The sequence below is a fragment of the Lysobacter korlensis genome (assembly GCF_042434515.1).
In genome coordinates this window covers 465,110-481,182 of record NZ_JBHLTG010000004.1, presented here as the reverse complement: position 1 = coordinate 481,182, position 16,073 = coordinate 465,110, and the positions used below count along the sequence as shown (strand labels likewise).

The window sequence follows — 16,073 nt, the reverse complement described above, 5'->3', positions numbered from 1 at the left end:
CCGGCAGTCTGCAATCATTCGCGGGCCGATCCGGAGGTTTGAATGCCCACGCCCCCTTCCGCGCCCGTCACCGTCCAGGCCGTCGTCGACGCGACCGGCTTCGAGGTGCCCGGCCTTGGCCGCCCGGCGCAGTGGCCGACGGCGCTGCGGATGATGTTCGGGATGATGCTCGACACGCAGCAGCCGATGTCGCTGGTGTGGGGAGACGAGCGCCGCCTGCTCTACAACGAAGCCTATGTGCAGTTTCTTGGCGAGAAGCATCCTGCGGCGTTCGGACAGAAGCTTGATCAGGTGTGGGCGGAAATCTGGGACGACATCGGCCCGCTGGTCGACCGTGCACGCGCCGGCGAGGCGCTGCACCTGCAGGACGTGCCCCTGGCGATCCAGCGCGGCGGCCGGCTGACGCGCGCGTGGTTCACGTTCTTCTTCGCCCCCGCGCGCAACGAGGACCGGTCCCTGTGCGGCATGTACAGCAGCGTGCTGGAAACCACGAGCCGGGTGCTGATCGAGCGGCGGCAGTCGCTGTTGCTGGATTTTTCAGACCAGCTCGAGCAGCTGGAGCAGCCCGACGACGTGCTGTGCGCGGCCACCCGGTTGCTGGCGACCTATCTGGAAGCCGGCGATGCCTTCATCCTCCAGCCCGGCTGCGAGCACGGCCAGGACTGGTCGGTGAACGAAGTGGTCGGCACAGGTCGGCTGCCGCAGTCGCTGGACAGCGCGGCGCTTCCAGAAGCACTGCGCACACTGTCGATCAGCCACGATGTCGTGCAGTCGCCCGCGTCGGGCCTCGTCGCAGGGCCGGATGACGTGGGACCTGATGACGTGCTGCTCGCGGTGTCCGTGACGCCGCCGGGTGGATCGACCTCGGCACTGGCCTTCATCTGCCCGCAGGCGCGTGCCGCGGACGACATCGATTTCGTGCGCGAAGTCGCGCGGCGCGCGACCGCCGCGATCCGCCAGCTCCTCGGGGTCGTCGAACTCAGGCGCCTGACCGAAACACTCGAGGTGCGCGTGGCTGAGCGCACGGCCGAGCTCGAACGCGCGCGGCGCGATGCACTGCACGTGGCCGAGCGTCTGCAGCTGAGCCTGGACGCGGCGCAGCTCGGCGAGTGGGACCTGGACCTAACCACCGACGAGTCCCACCGCTCGCTGCGCCACGATCAGTGTTTCGGATACGACAAGCCGATCCCGGACTGGGGCTTCGAGAAGTTCATCCAGCATGTGCATCCCGAGGACCGCGAGTTCGTCGCGCAGGCGTTCCACAACGCGCTGGACCGCGTCGACGAGTGGGATTTCGAATGCCGGGTGATCTGGCCGGACGGATCGCTGCACTGGATCGGCGCACACGGCACGGTCTACGACATCGATGGCCGGCCAAGCCGCATGGCCGGCATCGTCATGGACATCACCGCGCGCAAGCTGGCCGAGCAGGAGCTGCGCAACGCGAGCCGACGCAAGGACGAATTCCTGGCGATGCTCGCGCACGAGCTGCGCAACCCGCTCGCGCCGATCGGCACGGCCGCACAACTGCTGCAGATGGCGCCCGACGACCACGATCGCGTGCGAACGTCGAGCCAGATCATCATGCGGCAGGTCAGTCACATCACCGATCTGGTCGACGACCTGCTGGACGTGTCGCGCGTGACCCGCGGCCTCGTAAAACTCGATCGCGTGCCGCTGGATCTGCGGACGGTGGTGGCCGCCGCGGTCGAGCAGACGCGTCCGCTGATCGAATCGCGCGGGCACGCACTTGAGGTGCAGACGGGCGCCGACACGCTGCCGGTGCTCGGCGACCGCACGCGGCTGATCCAGGTGATCGCGAACCTGCTCAACAATGCGGCGAAATACACGCCCAAGGGTGGTCGTATCGGGCTTGACGTCGGGCTGCGTGGTGATGCGGTGCAGGTCCAGGTTTCGGATAACGGCAGTGGCATTGCGCCTTCGCTGCTGCCGGTGATCTTCGATCTGTTCACCCAGGCCGAGCGCACACCCGACCGCTCGCAGGGTGGCCTGGGCATCGGCCTGTCGCTGGTCAGAAGCATCGTGCAGCTGCATGGCGGCAGCGTCACGGCGGCCAGCTCGGGGCCGGGCTGTGGCAGCACGTTCTTGGTGTCGCTTCCGTTGCACACGGCGGAGATCGAACCAGCGCCCGCCACGCACGCGCCGACCGGTGCGGTGCCGGTGCACGGATTGCAGGTACTCATCGTCGACGACAACGAGGATGCGGCCACGACGATGGCCGACCTGCTGCGACTGCAGGGCCACGATGCGCTGGTCGCGCATACCGGCCGCCAGGCACTGGAACTGGGGCGGGCGCATGCGTTCGACGCGTACATCCTCGACGTCGGCCTGCCGGACATGACCGGCTACGAGCTTGCGGGCTCGCTGCGGGCACAGGGCGCGGGCGACGCGGTGTTCATCGCCGCGACCGGCTACGGCCAGTCGCAGGACCGGGAGTTATCGCGTGCTGCCGGGTTCGACCACCACCTCGTCAAACCGGTCGACTCGGCCGAGTTGCTCGATCTGCTGCGGGCGCCCGCCTGAGGCAGAGCCGGTGTGCGCCAGTACCGGCGCGGGGCACCGCGGGTCTTTTGCCTCTGCGATAGCGCGCGGTTGATACGTCCCAGCGGCGGGCCCATCAACCGCGCATGCCGCAGGCGATTGCGCGGCCGAATGACGCGCCCGGATTTCGCGACAAGACATCACGCCCCCACGGAACGTTCGCCGTCGCCACCGGACCGACCACTGCCCCGCTACGCTGACCCGCCCGCATTACCGCCTAGGCCGGCGCCGGCCCCGTCGAGCGCCTGAGCTGCAGCGTGTGCGGCACATGCAGCATCCGACCCGTGCCGGGGCGCTGGATATCGGCCAGCAGTTCGAGCGTCGCGAGCCGCCCCATGTCGCGGACCGGCTGGTGCACCGTGGTCAGCGGCGGGAACGTCTGGCTGGACAGCGGTATATCGTCGAAGCCGCCGACCGACAGGTCCTCGGGCACGCGCAGGCCACGCTCCAATGCGACCGCGACGACGCCGGCCGCCATATCGTCATTCGCGGCAAACACCGCCGTCGGGCGCTGCTTGAGGCCGAGCAGTGCGCGCGCAGCTTCGACACCGGAGTCGAACGAGAACTGGCCGGGCACCACCAGCGTCGGGTCGTATTCCAGGCGCGCCTGCTTCAGGCCCTGCTGGTAGCCGGCGATGCGCCACTTGGTCGCGCCATGCGCCGGGTGGCCCGAAATATGCGCGATACGCCGGTGCCCCAGCGACACCAGGTGCGAGACCATGTCGAACGCGGCCTGTTTTTCATCCATGCCGACACCGACCACGTCCTTGCGGATCTTCGGCGAGATGCTCGCGAACGGGATTTCGAGTTCGGCCAGGCGCGCAAGCAATGCGGGCGCATCGGTGACCGGCGGCGTCAGCACCACGCCGTCCGGGCGCGAGCGGCCGATGAGCTCGTCGAACTGCGTGACCATGCGCCGGCTGTCCCACTCCAGCGGCCCGAGCATCATGTTGTACTGCTGCTGCTCGCAGGCCGCGAGCACGCCGGACATGATGCCCATCAGGTAGTTGTCCGACGGGTTGTTGTACAGCAGCGCGATCAGGAACGACCGGTTGCCGGCGAGGCTGCGTGCCGAGATATGCGGGATATAGCGCAGCTTCTCCACCGCTTCGAGCACGCGTTCGCGCGTCTGCTCGCGCACGTTCGGTTCGCGGTTGAGCACGCGCGATACGGTCTTCATCGACACGCCCGCCGCCTCGGCCACGTCCTCGATACGCACTCTCGATGCCATGCTCACTCCGGATAGGCGCGATTGATTCCGCAACTCGGTGCGGCGCCCTGCGCGCGGTCGGCCCACCTTAACCGGCCACTGCGCAAGGCGTCGTTGACGGCAGGACGCGGCGACCCCGGCCGGCCCTGTCATGCGGGTACGTGGCAATGGTAGGCGAAAATGACAGCGCTATCATCCGCTTCGATTTTGCGGCAGACTCGGGCCAAACCAAGCCCGGACAGCTGATATGGCGACGTATTCGAGCAGTACTCCCGTCCACGCAGTCGAAGCCGGCGACTACACCCGCCCGCTGATCGTGGTGACTCTGCTGTTCTTCATGTGGGGGCTGCTGACGTCGCTCAACGACGTGCTGATTCCGCACCTGAAGTCGATCTACACGCTGACCTACGTGCAGGCGATGCTGGTGCAGTTCTGCTTCTTCGGTGCGTACTTCATCGTCTCGCTGCCCGCCGGCATGCTGATCCGCCGCATCGGTTACCAGAAAGGTGCAGTGACCGGGCTGGCGATCGCCGCGGCCGGCTGCGCGATGTTCTACCCGGCCGCCGAAAGCGGCTACGCGTTGTTCCTGCTGGCGTTCTTCGTGCTGGCTTCGGGCATCACGATCCTGCAGGTGGCCGCGAACCCTTACGTCACTGCGCTCGGCAGCCCGAAGACGGCATCGAGCCGGCTCACCCTGACCCAGGCGTTCAATTCGCTGGGCACCACGGTCGGCCCGCTGTTCGGCGGCATCCTGATCCTGTCCAGCGTGGCGCCGGCAAGCACGGAACAACTGGCCGCAATGACCGAGGTGCAGCAGGCGGCCTACCGGGCGACCGAAGCGGCCACCGTGCAGGGCCCCTATGCGGTACTCGCGCTCGCGCTGCTGCTGCTCGCGGTTGTCTTCGCGATGGTGCGCCTGCCGCAGATCAGCCATGCGGAAGACGCGGTCGGCATGGCTGCCACGGCGCCGAGCCAGTCGATCTTCCGCCACCGCAACCTGTTCTACGGCACGATCGCGATCTTCCTGTACGTGGGTGCCGAGGTCAGCATCGGCAGCTTCCTCATCAACTTCATGGGTGAGCGCAACATCGCCGGCCTGCCCCATGCGACGGCGGCCACCTACGTCAGCTATTACTGGGGGCTCGCGATGGTGGGCCGCTTCATCGGCTTCGCGGTCATGCGCTACGTGAGCCCCGGCGTGACTCTCGCGTTCTGCGCCACGATGTCGATGGCACTGGTGCTGGCGGCGATCCTCGGTGAAGGCCGCTTCGCGATGTGGTCGATCCTCGCGGTTGGCCTCTTCAACTCGATCATGTTCCCGACGATCTTCAGCATGGCGCTGCACCGACTCGGCGACCTGACCGGTCGGGGCTCCGGCATCCTGTGCATGGCGATCGTCGGCGGCGCGATCATTCCGTTCGTGCAGGGCTTCGTGGCCGACCAGGTCGGCATCCAGCCGTCGTTCTACGTGCCCATGGCCTGCTACGCGTTCATCCTCTTCTTCGGCGCGAAGTACGCGCGTCTGTATGACTGAGCCACGCATCCTCGGCGGCGCGCTTTGCCGCATCGCAGCGATTCTCGCGCTCGGACTTCCATTGGCCGGCTGCGCGCAGGGCCCCGTTCCGCGGCCGCAGGCGCACGGCCCTTCGAAAGTCGAGATCGTCGAGGAGGACGGTCGCTACCGGTTGCTCGTCAACGGCGCGCCATTCCGGGTCAAGGGCGCAGGCCTGGAAAGCGGCAGCCAGGAGGAGCTTGCAGCCCGGGGCGGCAACGCGTTCCGCACCTGGCGCCCGGGCACGCCGCGCGAGTCCGGCCGCGCGCTGCTCGACCGGGCCCAGCGTAACGGCCTGTTCGTCGCACTGGGCCTGCAGTTACGCGGCGAGCGCCACGGCTTCGACTTCAACGACAAGGCGGCGGTTGCCGCGGAAGTCGCGCGCATCCGCGGCGAGGTCGCCCAATACAAGGACCACCCCGCCCTGCTGATGTGGGTGGTCGGCAACGAACTGAACCTCGAGGCGACCAATCCGGCGGTGTGGGATGCGGTCGACCAGATCGCCGAAATGATCCACGAGGTCGACCCGAACCATCCGGTCATGACCACGCTGGCCGGCATCGACCGGCCGTTGATCGAGCAGGTGAAAGCCCGCGCCGATTCGCTGGACCTGATCGGCATCCAGATCTACGGCGACATCGCCCAGTTGCCGGAAAAACTGCGCGAGAGCGGATGGACCGGCCCGTACCTGGTGACCGAATGGGGCCCGACCGGCCACTGGGAAAGCCCTAGCACCGCGTGGGGCGCGCCGATCGAAGACGACAGCAGCACCAAGGCCGGGTTGCTCGAGCAGCGTTACAGGCAGTACATCGATACCGACCATCGCCAGGGCCTGGGATCGTTTGTCTTCCTGTGGGGCAGCAAGCAGGAACGCACGCCGACCTGGTACGGGCTGTTTCTGCCGTCGGGCGAATCGACGCCGAGCGTCGACGCAATGCAGCGCGTCTGGACCGGTCGCTGGCCGGACAACCGCAGCCCGTCGATCACGCCGATCGAAATCGACGGTCAGCGCGCCACCGACAACATCAGGCTGACCCCGGATCGCGCTTACACGGCGCGGGTCACCGCGAAGGACCCGGACGGCGACCGGTTGGCATATCGCTGGAAAGTGCTGGCCGAGAGCACCGCCAAGTCGATCGGCGGCGATCCCGAAGCCGTGCCCCCGACGATCCCGGCGCGGCTGTCCGAAACCGGCAATGGCGAGGTCCACTTCGATTCGCCGAGCCAGCCTGGCGCGTACCGCCTGTTCGTCGAAGTCCACGACGGCCATGGCAATGCCGGCTATGCGAATGTCCCGTTCCAGGTGAGCCCAGCGCCTCAATCGCCATGACCGGCGGCTGGTGTCATCCGCGTTGAGGGCTTTCCGCCGCCGTCTTTTCGATCAGCGCGTCGCACTGCATTTGCCGCGACGCACCATTTCACGGCGTCGTTGCAGCGTTTGGCTACTGTGGTCCCGCCAGAATTGACAACGCTGTCAAATGCGGTTCCAGTACCACCCGCACTACAGCGCCCCGACCGGGCGGCAAACGCCGTTCCGGCCGGCCAGGAGAATTGCCCATGCCCTCGATGTTCCCGGTGACACCCCGTCGTTCCCCACAGGTGCGCCGGCGCCTGTTGGCGCTGTGCCTCGCGGCCTGCCTGCCGGCGGTTTCGGCGCAGACCACCGGCGCGCCAGCGTCCGGCACGCCGGCGAGCTCGGTCGCCAACCCGGCCCTGTGGCCGCAAATGCAGTCGCCGATCAAACGCGACGCCCGCCTCGAAGCGCGCATCCAGGAACTGCTCGCGCAGATGAGCGTGGAGGACAAGGTCGGACAGATCGTGCAGGGCGACCTGGGCAGCCTCACGCCGGAGGACGTGCGCAAGTACCGGCTCGGCTCCGTGCTGGCCGGTGGCAATTCCGACCCCGGTGGCCGCTACAACGCGACGGGCCCCGAGTGGCTCGCGCTCGCCGACGCGCTGTATCGCGCATCGATGGACACCGGCGGCGGTCGCAAGCCGATCCCGGTGCTGCTCGGCATCGACGCCGTGCACGGCCACAACAACGTCGTCGGCGCAACGCTGTTCCCGCACAACATCGGCCTGGGCGCCGCCAATGATCCGGAGCTGGTGCGGCGTATCGCCCAGGCCACGGCGACCGAGCTTCGCACCACCGGGTTCGAATGGACATTCGCCCCGACCGTGACCGTGCCCCGCGATGACCGCTGGGGCCGCACCTACGAAGGTTATTCCGAAGACCCGCAACTGGTCGCTCGCTACGCCACCGCGATCGTCGAAGGGCTGCAGGGCAAGGTCGGCTCGAAGGAATTCCTCGGCCCCGGCCAGGTCGTCGCCTCGGCCAAGCACTACATCGGTGACGGCGGTACGTTCGAAGGCAAGGACAAGGGCGACACGCGCGTCAGCGAGACCGAGCTGCGTGACGTCCACGGCGCCGGCCACATCGCCGCGCTCAAGGCCGGTACGCAGACGGTCATGGCCTCGTTCTCGAGCTGGAACGGCCAGAAGATGCACGGCAACCGCAGCCTTCTGACCGACGTACTCAAGGAGCGCATGGGCTTCGACGGCTTCGTGGTCGGCGACTGGAATGGCCACGGAGAAGTGCCCGGCTGCACGAACGAAAGCTGCCCCGCCGCCCTGCTCGCCGGGCTGGACATGTACATGGCGCCGGACAGCTGGAAGGGCGTCTATGAGAACACCGTGGCCCAGGTGCGGTCGGGCGAGATCCCGATGCAGCGCCTCGACGACGCGGTCGCGCGCATCCTGCGTGTCAAGCTGCGTCTGGGCCTGTTCGATGCGGGAGTGCCTTCCGAGCGCCCGCTCGGTGGCGACTTCGAGCATCTGGGCAGCAAGGAGCACCGCGCGCTCGCGCGCGAGGCCGTGCGACGGTCGCTGGTGCTGCTCAAGAACAACGGATCGGTGCTGCCGCTCAAGCCGGACGCGCGCATCCTCGTCGCCGGCGATGGCGCCGAGAACGTCGGCAAGCAGGCCGGTGGCTGGACGCTGAGCTGGCAGGGCACCGGCACCAAACGCGAGGATTTTCCAAACGCGACCTCGATCTGGGAAGGCATCGAGTCGACCGTCAACGCGGCAGGCGGCGAGGCCGAACTGTCGGTGACGGGCGAATACAAGCAGCGCCCGGACGCGGCGATCGTCGTGTTCGGCGAAGAGCCCTACGCCGAGTTCATCGGCGACGTTCCGAACCTGGCGTACCAGCCGGGCAAGGAGCGCGACCTCGCGCTGATTCGCCGACTCAAGAGCGAAGGCGTGCCGGTCGTGGCCGTGTTCCTGTCGGGCCGCCCGATGTGGGTCAACCGCGAGATCAACGCGGCCGATGCGTTCGTCGCGGCGTGGCTGCCGGGCTCGGAAGGCGCCGGCGTCGCCGATGTGCTGTTCGCCGCCAAGGACGGCAAGGTCGCGCACGACTTCACCGGCAGGCTGCCTTTCTCCTGGCCGAAGACTGCGGTGCAGACGCCGCTCAACGTCGGCGACACCGGCTACGACCCGCAGTTCCCGGTCGGCTACGGCCTGAGCTACGGCAAGCCGGGCGAGCTGGCACCGTTGCCCGAGGAGTCCGGACTTCGCCACGGTGGCGGTGAGCCGGGCCTTTACTTCGCCCGCGGCGCAGTGGCGCCGGGCTGGACGCTCACGGTTGCCGACGGCGACGCCGCGGGCCGTGCCGTCACGTCGCTTCCGACCGGCGAGCTCGCTCGCCACGTATCGGTGCGCGCGACCGATCACGAGGCGCAGGAGGATGCGCGGCGCGTCCAGTGGAGTGGCAAGGGACCGGGCACGCTCTGGCTCCAGGCCGACGAACCGGTCGACCTCACCCGCGAAAGCAATGCAGGCGCCTCGCTGGTCGCCACGCTCAGGCTCAACGCCCCGGCAAACGGTCCGGTGCCGGTCGAAGTCGGCTGCGGCAAGGGCTGCGCGGGACGCGTGGATCTTGCGCCGACGCTCGCGAAGATCCCTGCTTCCAAGTGGGTCAGCGTGGCGATCCCGCTTGCGTGCTTCGGCCGCTCCGGCGCCGACCTGAGCCGGGTCACCGAGATGTTCCGCGTCAGCCCGAAAACACCGCTCGATCTTTCGGTGTCGCGCATCGCGCTCGGCACCGAAGCGGACCACACCGTGACCTGCAGCGGCCCCTGAGGCCGCTGCACCGCAGCATATTTTCCGCACAAGCCCTTTAATCCGCTGCGTCTGCGTGCCCACTGTCGTCTTTAGTTGACAACGCTGTCATATGCACGTGGAATCTCCCGTGCCGAAAAGCCGAAGTTGCCGCCGACGCATCCACGTTCGTGTCTCGCCCATTGCAGGGAAAGCCCATGAAGCAATTGCACAAAACCCCCAGGCAGAAACTGTTGACCGCCGCGGTGCTGGTCGCACTGACCCATCCCGCGTTTGCCCAGGTGGTGACCGACGAGACCGAGCGCCCTGCGGACAACACCACGCAGACCGCGGAGAACGCCGGTGACGAGACGGCAACGCTCGACACGGTCGTCGTCACCGGCATCCGAAACAGCCTCACCGCATCGGCGAACATCAAGCGCGATGCGCAGGGCGTGGTCGACGGCATCGTGGCCGAGGACATCGGCAAATTCCCCGACACCAACCTCGCCGAGTCGCTGCAGCGCATCAGCGGCGTGTCGATCGACCGCAGCAACGGCGAGGGCTCGCGGGTCACCGTGCGCGGCGTCGGCCCGGACTTCAACCTCGTGCTGCTCAACGGGCGGCAGATGCCGGCCTCGAGCATCGCCGATACGGGCGCTTCGAATTCTCGCGCGTTCGACTTCGCGAACATCGCCTCCGAGGCGATCTCCGCAATCGAGGTCTACAAGACCGCCCGCGCGAGCACGCCCACCGGCGGCATCGGCGCGACGATCAACATCAAGACGGCGCGGCCGCTCGATAGGGACGGCACGCTTGCGAGCCTGGGCATCAAGGGCGTCTGGGACACCTCGGTCAACAACCTGCCCGACTCGTTGCAGGGCGACACGGTCACCCCCGAGATCTCGGGCATCTTCAGCACGACGCTCGCCGACGGGCGCTTCGGCATTGCGCTGAGCGGCAGCTACCAGGAGCGCGACTACGGCTTCAGCCAGGTGGCGGTCGGCAATGGCTGGCGTACGTTCGAGGGCGACGAGAACAACTGGGGCACGATTCCCCAGCCCGGTACGCCCGGCTCGGAACGGATCACCAACCGCCCAGGCCCCGACGATATCTATTCGGTCCCGCAGAACCTCGGCTACAGCGTCAACGGCGTCCAGCGCCAACGCACGAACGGCCAACTGGTGCTGCAGTACGCGCCGACCGATCGCGTTGTCGCGACGCTCGATTACACGTACTCGGAAAACAAGATCCAGACCGAGCGCAACGAGCTGTCGGTGTGGTTCAACTTCGGCCCGTCGGAGAGCAGCTGGACCGATGGCCCGGTTGCAGCGCCGAACTTCTACAGCGAGATCATCAACCCGGCCACCAGCGACCTGTCGATGGGCGGCGCGATGAGCGCGACCAGGAACGAGAACGAGTCGCTGGGCTTCAACATCGCCTGGGAAGTCACCGACCAGCTCACCCTGGCACTCGACTACCACGATTCGACCGCGACTTCGGGCGCGGACAGCCCGTGGGGCTCGAGCGGCGTACTCGGCGCTGCCGGCTTCTTCCGCGGCACCACCTCCGTCGATTTCTCCGGCGATTTCCCGATCCTCAACGTACAGCTGCCGCCCGGGATGAGTCAGATCGACCCGTCCCAAATGCTTGTCACCGGCTCGACCTTCCGCAACAGCTACATGAAGTCGCAGGTCGAGCAGCTGCAGCTGGAGGGCGAGTTCACATTCGAGAACTACTCGCGCCTGGATTTCGGCGTGGCCGCGACCGAGGTCAACAACCGCTCGGCCTTCTCGAACGTGCAGCTCGACACCTGGGGCGGCGCGACGAGCCCGGCCGATTACCCGGACGAGGTATGGCGGCTGGACTACATCGGCCGGTACTTCGACCAGTTTGCCGGCCACAACAGCCCGAATTTCACTGACGCGTTCTTCGTGTGGGATTTCGAGACGGTGCGCCAGCTGGCCGAGAATGCATGGGTGCGCAGCGGTGGCGACGCTGCCGACTATCGCGCCTCCGACGAGTTCACAACCGATCGCCGCGTCACCGAGAAATCCAAGAGCGCGTACATCCAGTGGAGCAACACATGGGACCTGGCGATGCCGGTCAGCTTGGCCGTAGGCGTGCGCTACGAAGAAACCCAGGTGTCGTCGTCAGCGCTCGTGCCTTCGGCAACTGCAATCTCCTGGGGTTCGGCGAACGAGCTCAACATCATCCAGGACGGCGCGGAATTCACGAGCCTCCAAGGCGAGTACGAGTACTGGCTGCCCAACCTCGACCTCAGCATCGACCTCAGCGAGTCGATGAAGCTGCGCGGCAGCTACGGCGAGACGATCGGCCGGCCCGGCTGGGGTGACATCCAGGGCGGACAGACGCTGGACGCGCTGGTGCGTGTCAGCGGCGGCACGGGATCGCAGGGCAACCCGGATCTTGAACCACTGCATTCGCAGAACTTCGACCTGTCGTTCGAGTGGTACTACGCCGAGGGCAGCTATTTCTCCGCGGGCTACTTCCGCAAGAACATCGACAACTACATCGGCACCACACAGATCGTTGGCACGCCGTTCGATCTGCGCACCCCGATCGGCGGCGCCTATTGGAACGAGGCCCTGGCGGCGGGCTGTGCGACCGCCGATGTGGTCTGCATCCGCAACTACATCCTGACCAACCGCAACGGTGCCCCGGGCGTGACCCGCACCGGCTTCGACGCCAATGGCAATGCCACCGGCACGATCGTGGGTCAGCCGGGCGACCCGATCGCGGAGTTCCGCATCAGCGCGCCGGCCAACCAGCGCTCGGCTTCGCTCGACGGCTGGGAATTCAACATCCAGCACCTGTTCGGCCAGAGCGGCTTCGGCCTGGCGGCCAACTACACGATCGTCGACTCGGGCCTGACGTACGACAACACCGTGATCGGCGAGCAGTTCGCGCTCGAAGGCCTGAGCGATTCGGCCAATCTGGTCGCGTTCTACGACAAGGGGCCGTGGCAGGTCCGTGCGGCCTACAACTGGCGCGACAAGTTCCTGGCCGGTCGCTTCGACGGCTCCGGGCCAAACCCGAACTATGTCGAGGCTTACGGCCAACTCGACGTCAACCTCAGCTACCAGGTCAACGAGCAGCTGTCGCTGTCGGCCGAGGCGATCAACCTGACCAACGAGACGCAGCGCATCCACGGCCGCCACGAAAACCAATTGCTGTTCGCGACGCAGACCGGGCCGCGCTACATGCTCGGACTGCGCTACCGGTTCTGATCAAGGGCGGTACCGGCATTGCACCTGTCGTCACTGTTCGATTCGGAGAGCCGCTGCCCGCAGCGGCTCTTCGTTTTCGTGTCCGCTGGCGGTAGCGCTGGGCTAGCATGGAACCGTGCCGGGGAATGACGTGATACGCGAGATCGTGATTGTCGGAGGCGGTTCGGCCGGCTGGCTGACCGCGGCCGTTCTGGCGGCCGCGCACCGGCCCGATGCGCGCGGCGGCCTGCGGATCACCGTCGTCGAGTCGCCGGACGTGCCGACGATCGGCGTCGGCGAAGGCACCTGGCCGACGATGCGCGACACGCTGCGCGGTATCGGCGTGTCGGAAAGCGAGTTCTTCCGCGCCTGCGAGGCTTCGTTCAAGCAGGGGTCGGAGTTCCGCGGATGGGTAACCGGCGCCGACGATGACCGCTACTTCCATCCGTTCGTGCTGCCGCATGGCTACACGCAGGCGAACCTCGTGGCCGGCTGGCTGGAACGCCACCCGGAGCGGCCGTTCGCGCCGCTGGTGAGCTTCCAGCCGCACCTGTGCGCGCGCAGTCGTGCACCGAAGCAGGCGACCACGCCCGAGTTCGCGGCAGTCGCGAACTACGCCTACCACCTCGACGCGGGACGGTTCGGCGAATTCCTGCGCACGCACTGCGTCGAGCGCCTCGGTGTGCAGCACGTCGTCGATCACGTCGCGTCGGTGACATCAGCGGAGAACGGCGACATCGCCGCCGTGGAGCTCGCCACGCGCGGCACGCTCGCGGGCGATCTGTTCGTCGATTGCACCGGCATGAAGTCGCTGCTGCTGGGCGGGCACTTCGGTGTCGGGTCCATCGACCAGAAGCACGTGCTGTTCAACGATCGTGCGCTCGCGATGCAGGTGCCGTACGCCGATCAGCAGTCCGAGATCGCCTCGCACACGATATCGACGGCGCAGCGCAGCGGCTGGATCTGGGACATCGGCCTGCCCTCGCGGCGCGGCATCGGGCACGTGTATTCGAGCGCGCACACCGATGATGAAGCCGCCGAAGCCGAGCTGCTGACGTATGTCAGGCGCTCCGACGGCCCGACCGACCTGCCCTCGCCGCGCAAGCTTTCGTTCCGGCCCGGCTATCGCGAGCGCTTCTGGCATCGCAACTGCGTCGCGATCGGCCTGTCGGCTGGTTTCATCGAGCCACTCGAGGCATCGGCAATCGCCCTGGTTGAACTGTCGGCGGCGATGCTCAGCGACCAGATGCCGGTCACGCGCGCGGACATGGACGGCGTCGCCCGCCGGTTCAACGACAGCTTCCGCTACCGCTGGGAGCGCGTGATCGATTTCCTCAAGCTGCACTACGTGCTGACGCGGCGCACCGACACGCCGTTCTGGCGCGACCACCTGCGCGCCGAATCCATCCCCGAGCGCCTGCAGGAGCTGCTCGCGCTGTGGCGCTACCGGCCGCCGTCGCGCTACGACCTGGTGCGCGTGGACGAGGTGTTTCCGTCGGCGAGCTACCAGTACATCCTCTACGGGATGGGGTTCCGCCCGGATCCGTCGGCGCGGCGTGCGCGGCTGGACGAGCTCGACTCGGCCGAGGGTTATTTCCGCGAAGCCGCGGACCTGACCTGCCGCATGCTCGCCGGACTGCCCGGCCACCGCGAGCTCATCACCCACATCACGCGACACGGGCTGCCAAGGATCTGACGCATGGCCAACGCGGTACTGCTCAACAACATCGACCACAAAGACCTGCGCGTCGACATGCGCCGCGTCCGCGGGCTGGGCGACGAGGTGATGTTCGCGCCCACCTTCCCGACCGAGTTCCGCAACCTGCAGGCGCACTACCCGATCGTGTTCGCGAAGACGCCGAACGGGACCTCGTTCCAGCCGGTCGCGCTGTTCGGCTTCCGCGAGGGGCAGAACCTGTTCCTGGAATCCGGCAGCTGGGACGTGACCTACCTGCCGCTCGCGATCGAGCGCCAGCCGTTTCTGATCGGCACGGCGGAAGGCGAACCGGTGATCCACATCGACCTCGACAGCCCGCGCACCGGCGTCGACGCGGGCGAGCCGTTGTTTCTCGAGCATGGCGGCACGACGGCCGCGCTCGAACGCATCAGCTCGGTGCTGCTGACGCTGCACGACGGCGTCCGTGCGGTGCCGGCATTCGTCGCGATGCTGGTCGAACTCGACCTGCTGGAGTCGTTCGTGCTGGACATCGAGCTGCCTGACGGCTCGCAGAACCGCCTGGCCGGCTTCTACACAATCAACGAGGACCGCCTTGCGCAGTTGGATGGAACGGCGCTCGAGCGACTGCATCGCGCCGGCCATCTGGAGGCGATCTACATGGCCGTCGCTTCGCTGTCGAACTTCCGCGCGCTGATCGAGCGGGTGAACCGGGTCGATGCTGCAGACCGCTGACCGGGTGTGCGAACTCACCGGCGTCGATGCGGACGCGCTGCCGGATGAGGTGCTGACCTCGACCCGGCCGGTCGTGCTGCGCGGGCTGGCGGCGGGCTGGCCTGCGGTGCAGGCATCACGCGCTTCGCGGGGTGCCGGCATCGACTACCTGCGCAGGTTCGATGCGGGATCGACCGTGGCGGCGATGGTCGGGGCGCCGGAGATCGGCGGGCGGTTTTTCTACAACGAGGATCTGAGCGGCTTCAATTTCCATATGGAGCGGCCCGCCCTACTGGCGATGCTCGACACGCTCGCAAGCCACCTCGACGATGACGCCCCGCCGGCGCTGTACGTCGGATCGACGACCGTCGATGCCTGCCTGCCGGGCTTCCGCGCCGCGAACGATTTCGGCATGGGCGGACGCAATCCACTGGTCAGTATCTGGCTCGGCAACCGCACGCGCATCGCCGCGCACCACGACCTGCCCGACAACCTCGCCTGCGTCGTGGCGGGCCGCCGCCGCTTCACGCTGTTCCCGCCCGAACAGGTCGCCAACCTCTACATCGGGCCGCTCGACCTGACGCCGGCCGGACAGGCGATCAGTCTCGTGGATTTCGCGCAGCCCGATCTGCAGCGGTTCCCGCGCTTCGCGCAGGCGGCCGAGCACGCGCAGGTGGCCGAACTCGGGCCTGGGGACGCGATCTTCATTCCGAGCATGTGGTGGCACCACGTCGAGGCGCTCGACGCGTTCAACGTGCTGGTGAATTACTGGTGGCGGCAGTCGCCGGCGTACATGGACACGCCGATGAACGCGCTGATGCTGGCGCTGATGACCGTGCGCGACCTGCCACCGGCGCAGCGCTCGGCCTGGCAGGCGCTGTTCCAGCACTACGTGTTCGAGGCCGACGAAAACACCGCTGCCCATATTCCCGAACCGGCCCGGCGCGTGCTGGGGCCGATGGACGAGACACGCGCGCGCGAACTGCGTGCGCGCCTGCTGAAGCGAATCAACCGTTAGGAGTACGCGAC

At 67.3% G+C, this 16,073-nt stretch carries 9 protein-coding genes; 8 read left to right on the top strand and 1 reads right to left on the bottom strand.

The window, feature by feature from the left end:
- Nucleotides 1-42: 42 nt before the first annotated feature.
- Complete coding sequence (locus ACFFGH_RS18625) at nucleotides 43-2,544, top strand: hybrid sensor histidine kinase/response regulator (RefSeq protein ID WP_386671008.1); 2,502 nt, start codon at nucleotides 43-45, stop codon at nucleotides 2,542-2,544.
- A 235-nt stretch (nucleotides 2,545-2,779) separates the two neighbouring features.
- On the opposite strand, the gene ACFFGH_RS18620 is transcribed toward ACFFGH_RS18625, so the two are convergent.
- Nucleotides 2,780-3,793 carry a LacI family DNA-binding transcriptional regulator gene (locus ACFFGH_RS18620; RefSeq protein ID WP_386671006.1) on the bottom strand — a complete coding sequence of 338 codons (1,014 nt, stop codon included), beginning with the start codon at nucleotides 3,791-3,793 and terminating at the stop codon, nucleotides 2,780-2,782.
- Nucleotides 3,794-4,019: 226 nt separating this feature from the next.
- Between ACFFGH_RS18620 and fucP the strand changes: the two genes are divergently transcribed.
- The 7 genes from fucP to ACFFGH_RS18585 all read left to right on the top strand — a co-directional run bounded on the left by fucP (nucleotide 4,020) and on the right by ACFFGH_RS18585 (nucleotide 16,062).
- Complete coding sequence (gene fucP, locus ACFFGH_RS18615; RefSeq protein WP_386671004.1) at nucleotides 4,020-5,306, top strand: L-fucose:H+ symporter permease; 1,287 nt, start codon at nucleotides 4,020-4,022, stop codon at nucleotides 5,304-5,306.
- On the top strand, nucleotides 5,299-6,654 hold the full coding sequence (locus ACFFGH_RS18610; RefSeq protein ID WP_386671002.1) for a glycoside hydrolase family 2 TIM barrel-domain containing protein: 1,356 nt from the start codon (nucleotides 5,299-5,301) through the stop codon (nucleotides 6,652-6,654). The genes fucP and ACFFGH_RS18610 overlap by 8 nt, the downstream gene beginning before the upstream one ends.
- Nucleotides 6,655-6,881: 227 nt before the next feature.
- On the top strand, nucleotides 6,882-9,467 hold the full coding sequence (locus tag ACFFGH_RS18605) for a glycoside hydrolase family 3 protein (protein WP_386671000.1): 2,586 nt from the start codon (nucleotides 6,882-6,884) through the stop codon (nucleotides 9,465-9,467).
- Nucleotides 9,468-9,643: 176 nt separating this feature from the next.
- Complete coding sequence (locus tag ACFFGH_RS18600; protein WP_386670998.1) at nucleotides 9,644-12,676, top strand: TonB-dependent receptor; 3,033 nt, start codon at nucleotides 9,644-9,646, stop codon at nucleotides 12,674-12,676.
- A 115-nt stretch (nucleotides 12,677-12,791) separates the two neighbouring features.
- The gene (locus tag ACFFGH_RS18595; protein WP_386670996.1) at nucleotides 12,792-14,351 is read left to right on the top strand and encodes a tryptophan halogenase family protein; all 1,560 of its coding nucleotides are present in this window, start codon (nucleotides 12,792-12,794) and stop codon (nucleotides 14,349-14,351) included.
- Between the two features lie 3 nt (nucleotides 14,352-14,354).
- A complete protein-coding gene (locus tag ACFFGH_RS18590) occupies nucleotides 14,355-15,065 on the top strand; it encodes a SapC family protein (RefSeq protein WP_386670994.1) in 711 nt (236 codons plus the stop codon).
- Entirely contained in the window at nucleotides 15,049-16,062 is a 1,014-nt protein-coding gene (locus ACFFGH_RS18585) for a cupin-like domain-containing protein (RefSeq protein WP_386670992.1), read from the top strand. The genes ACFFGH_RS18590 and ACFFGH_RS18585 overlap by 17 nt, the downstream gene beginning before the upstream one ends.
- Nucleotides 16,063-16,073 lie beyond the last annotated feature (11 nt).

Coding starts and splice junctions, on each gene's coding strand:
- ACFFGH_RS18610 (WP_386671002.1), top strand. CDS start 5,299: ATGACTGAGCCACGCATCCTCGGCGGCGCGCTTTGCCGCATCGCAGCG.
- ACFFGH_RS18620 (WP_386671006.1), bottom strand. CDS start 3,793: ATGGCATCGAGAGTGCGTATCGAGGACGTGGCCGAGGCGGCGGGCGTG.
- ACFFGH_RS18585 (WP_386670992.1), top strand. CDS start 15,049: ATGCTGCAGACCGCTGACCGGGTGTGCGAACTCACCGGCGTCGATGCG.
- ACFFGH_RS18600 (WP_386670998.1), top strand. CDS start 9,644: ATGAAGCAATTGCACAAAACCCCCAGGCAGAAACTGTTGACCGCCGCG.
- ACFFGH_RS18605 (WP_386671000.1), top strand. CDS start 6,882: ATGCCCTCGATGTTCCCGGTGACACCCCGTCGTTCCCCACAGGTGCGC.
- fucP (WP_386671004.1), top strand. CDS start 4,020: ATGGCGACGTATTCGAGCAGTACTCCCGTCCACGCAGTCGAAGCCGGC.
- ACFFGH_RS18625 (WP_386671008.1), top strand. CDS start 43: ATGCCCACGCCCCCTTCCGCGCCCGTCACCGTCCAGGCCGTCGTCGAC.
- ACFFGH_RS18590 (WP_386670994.1), top strand. CDS start 14,355: ATGGCCAACGCGGTACTGCTCAACAACATCGACCACAAAGACCTGCGC.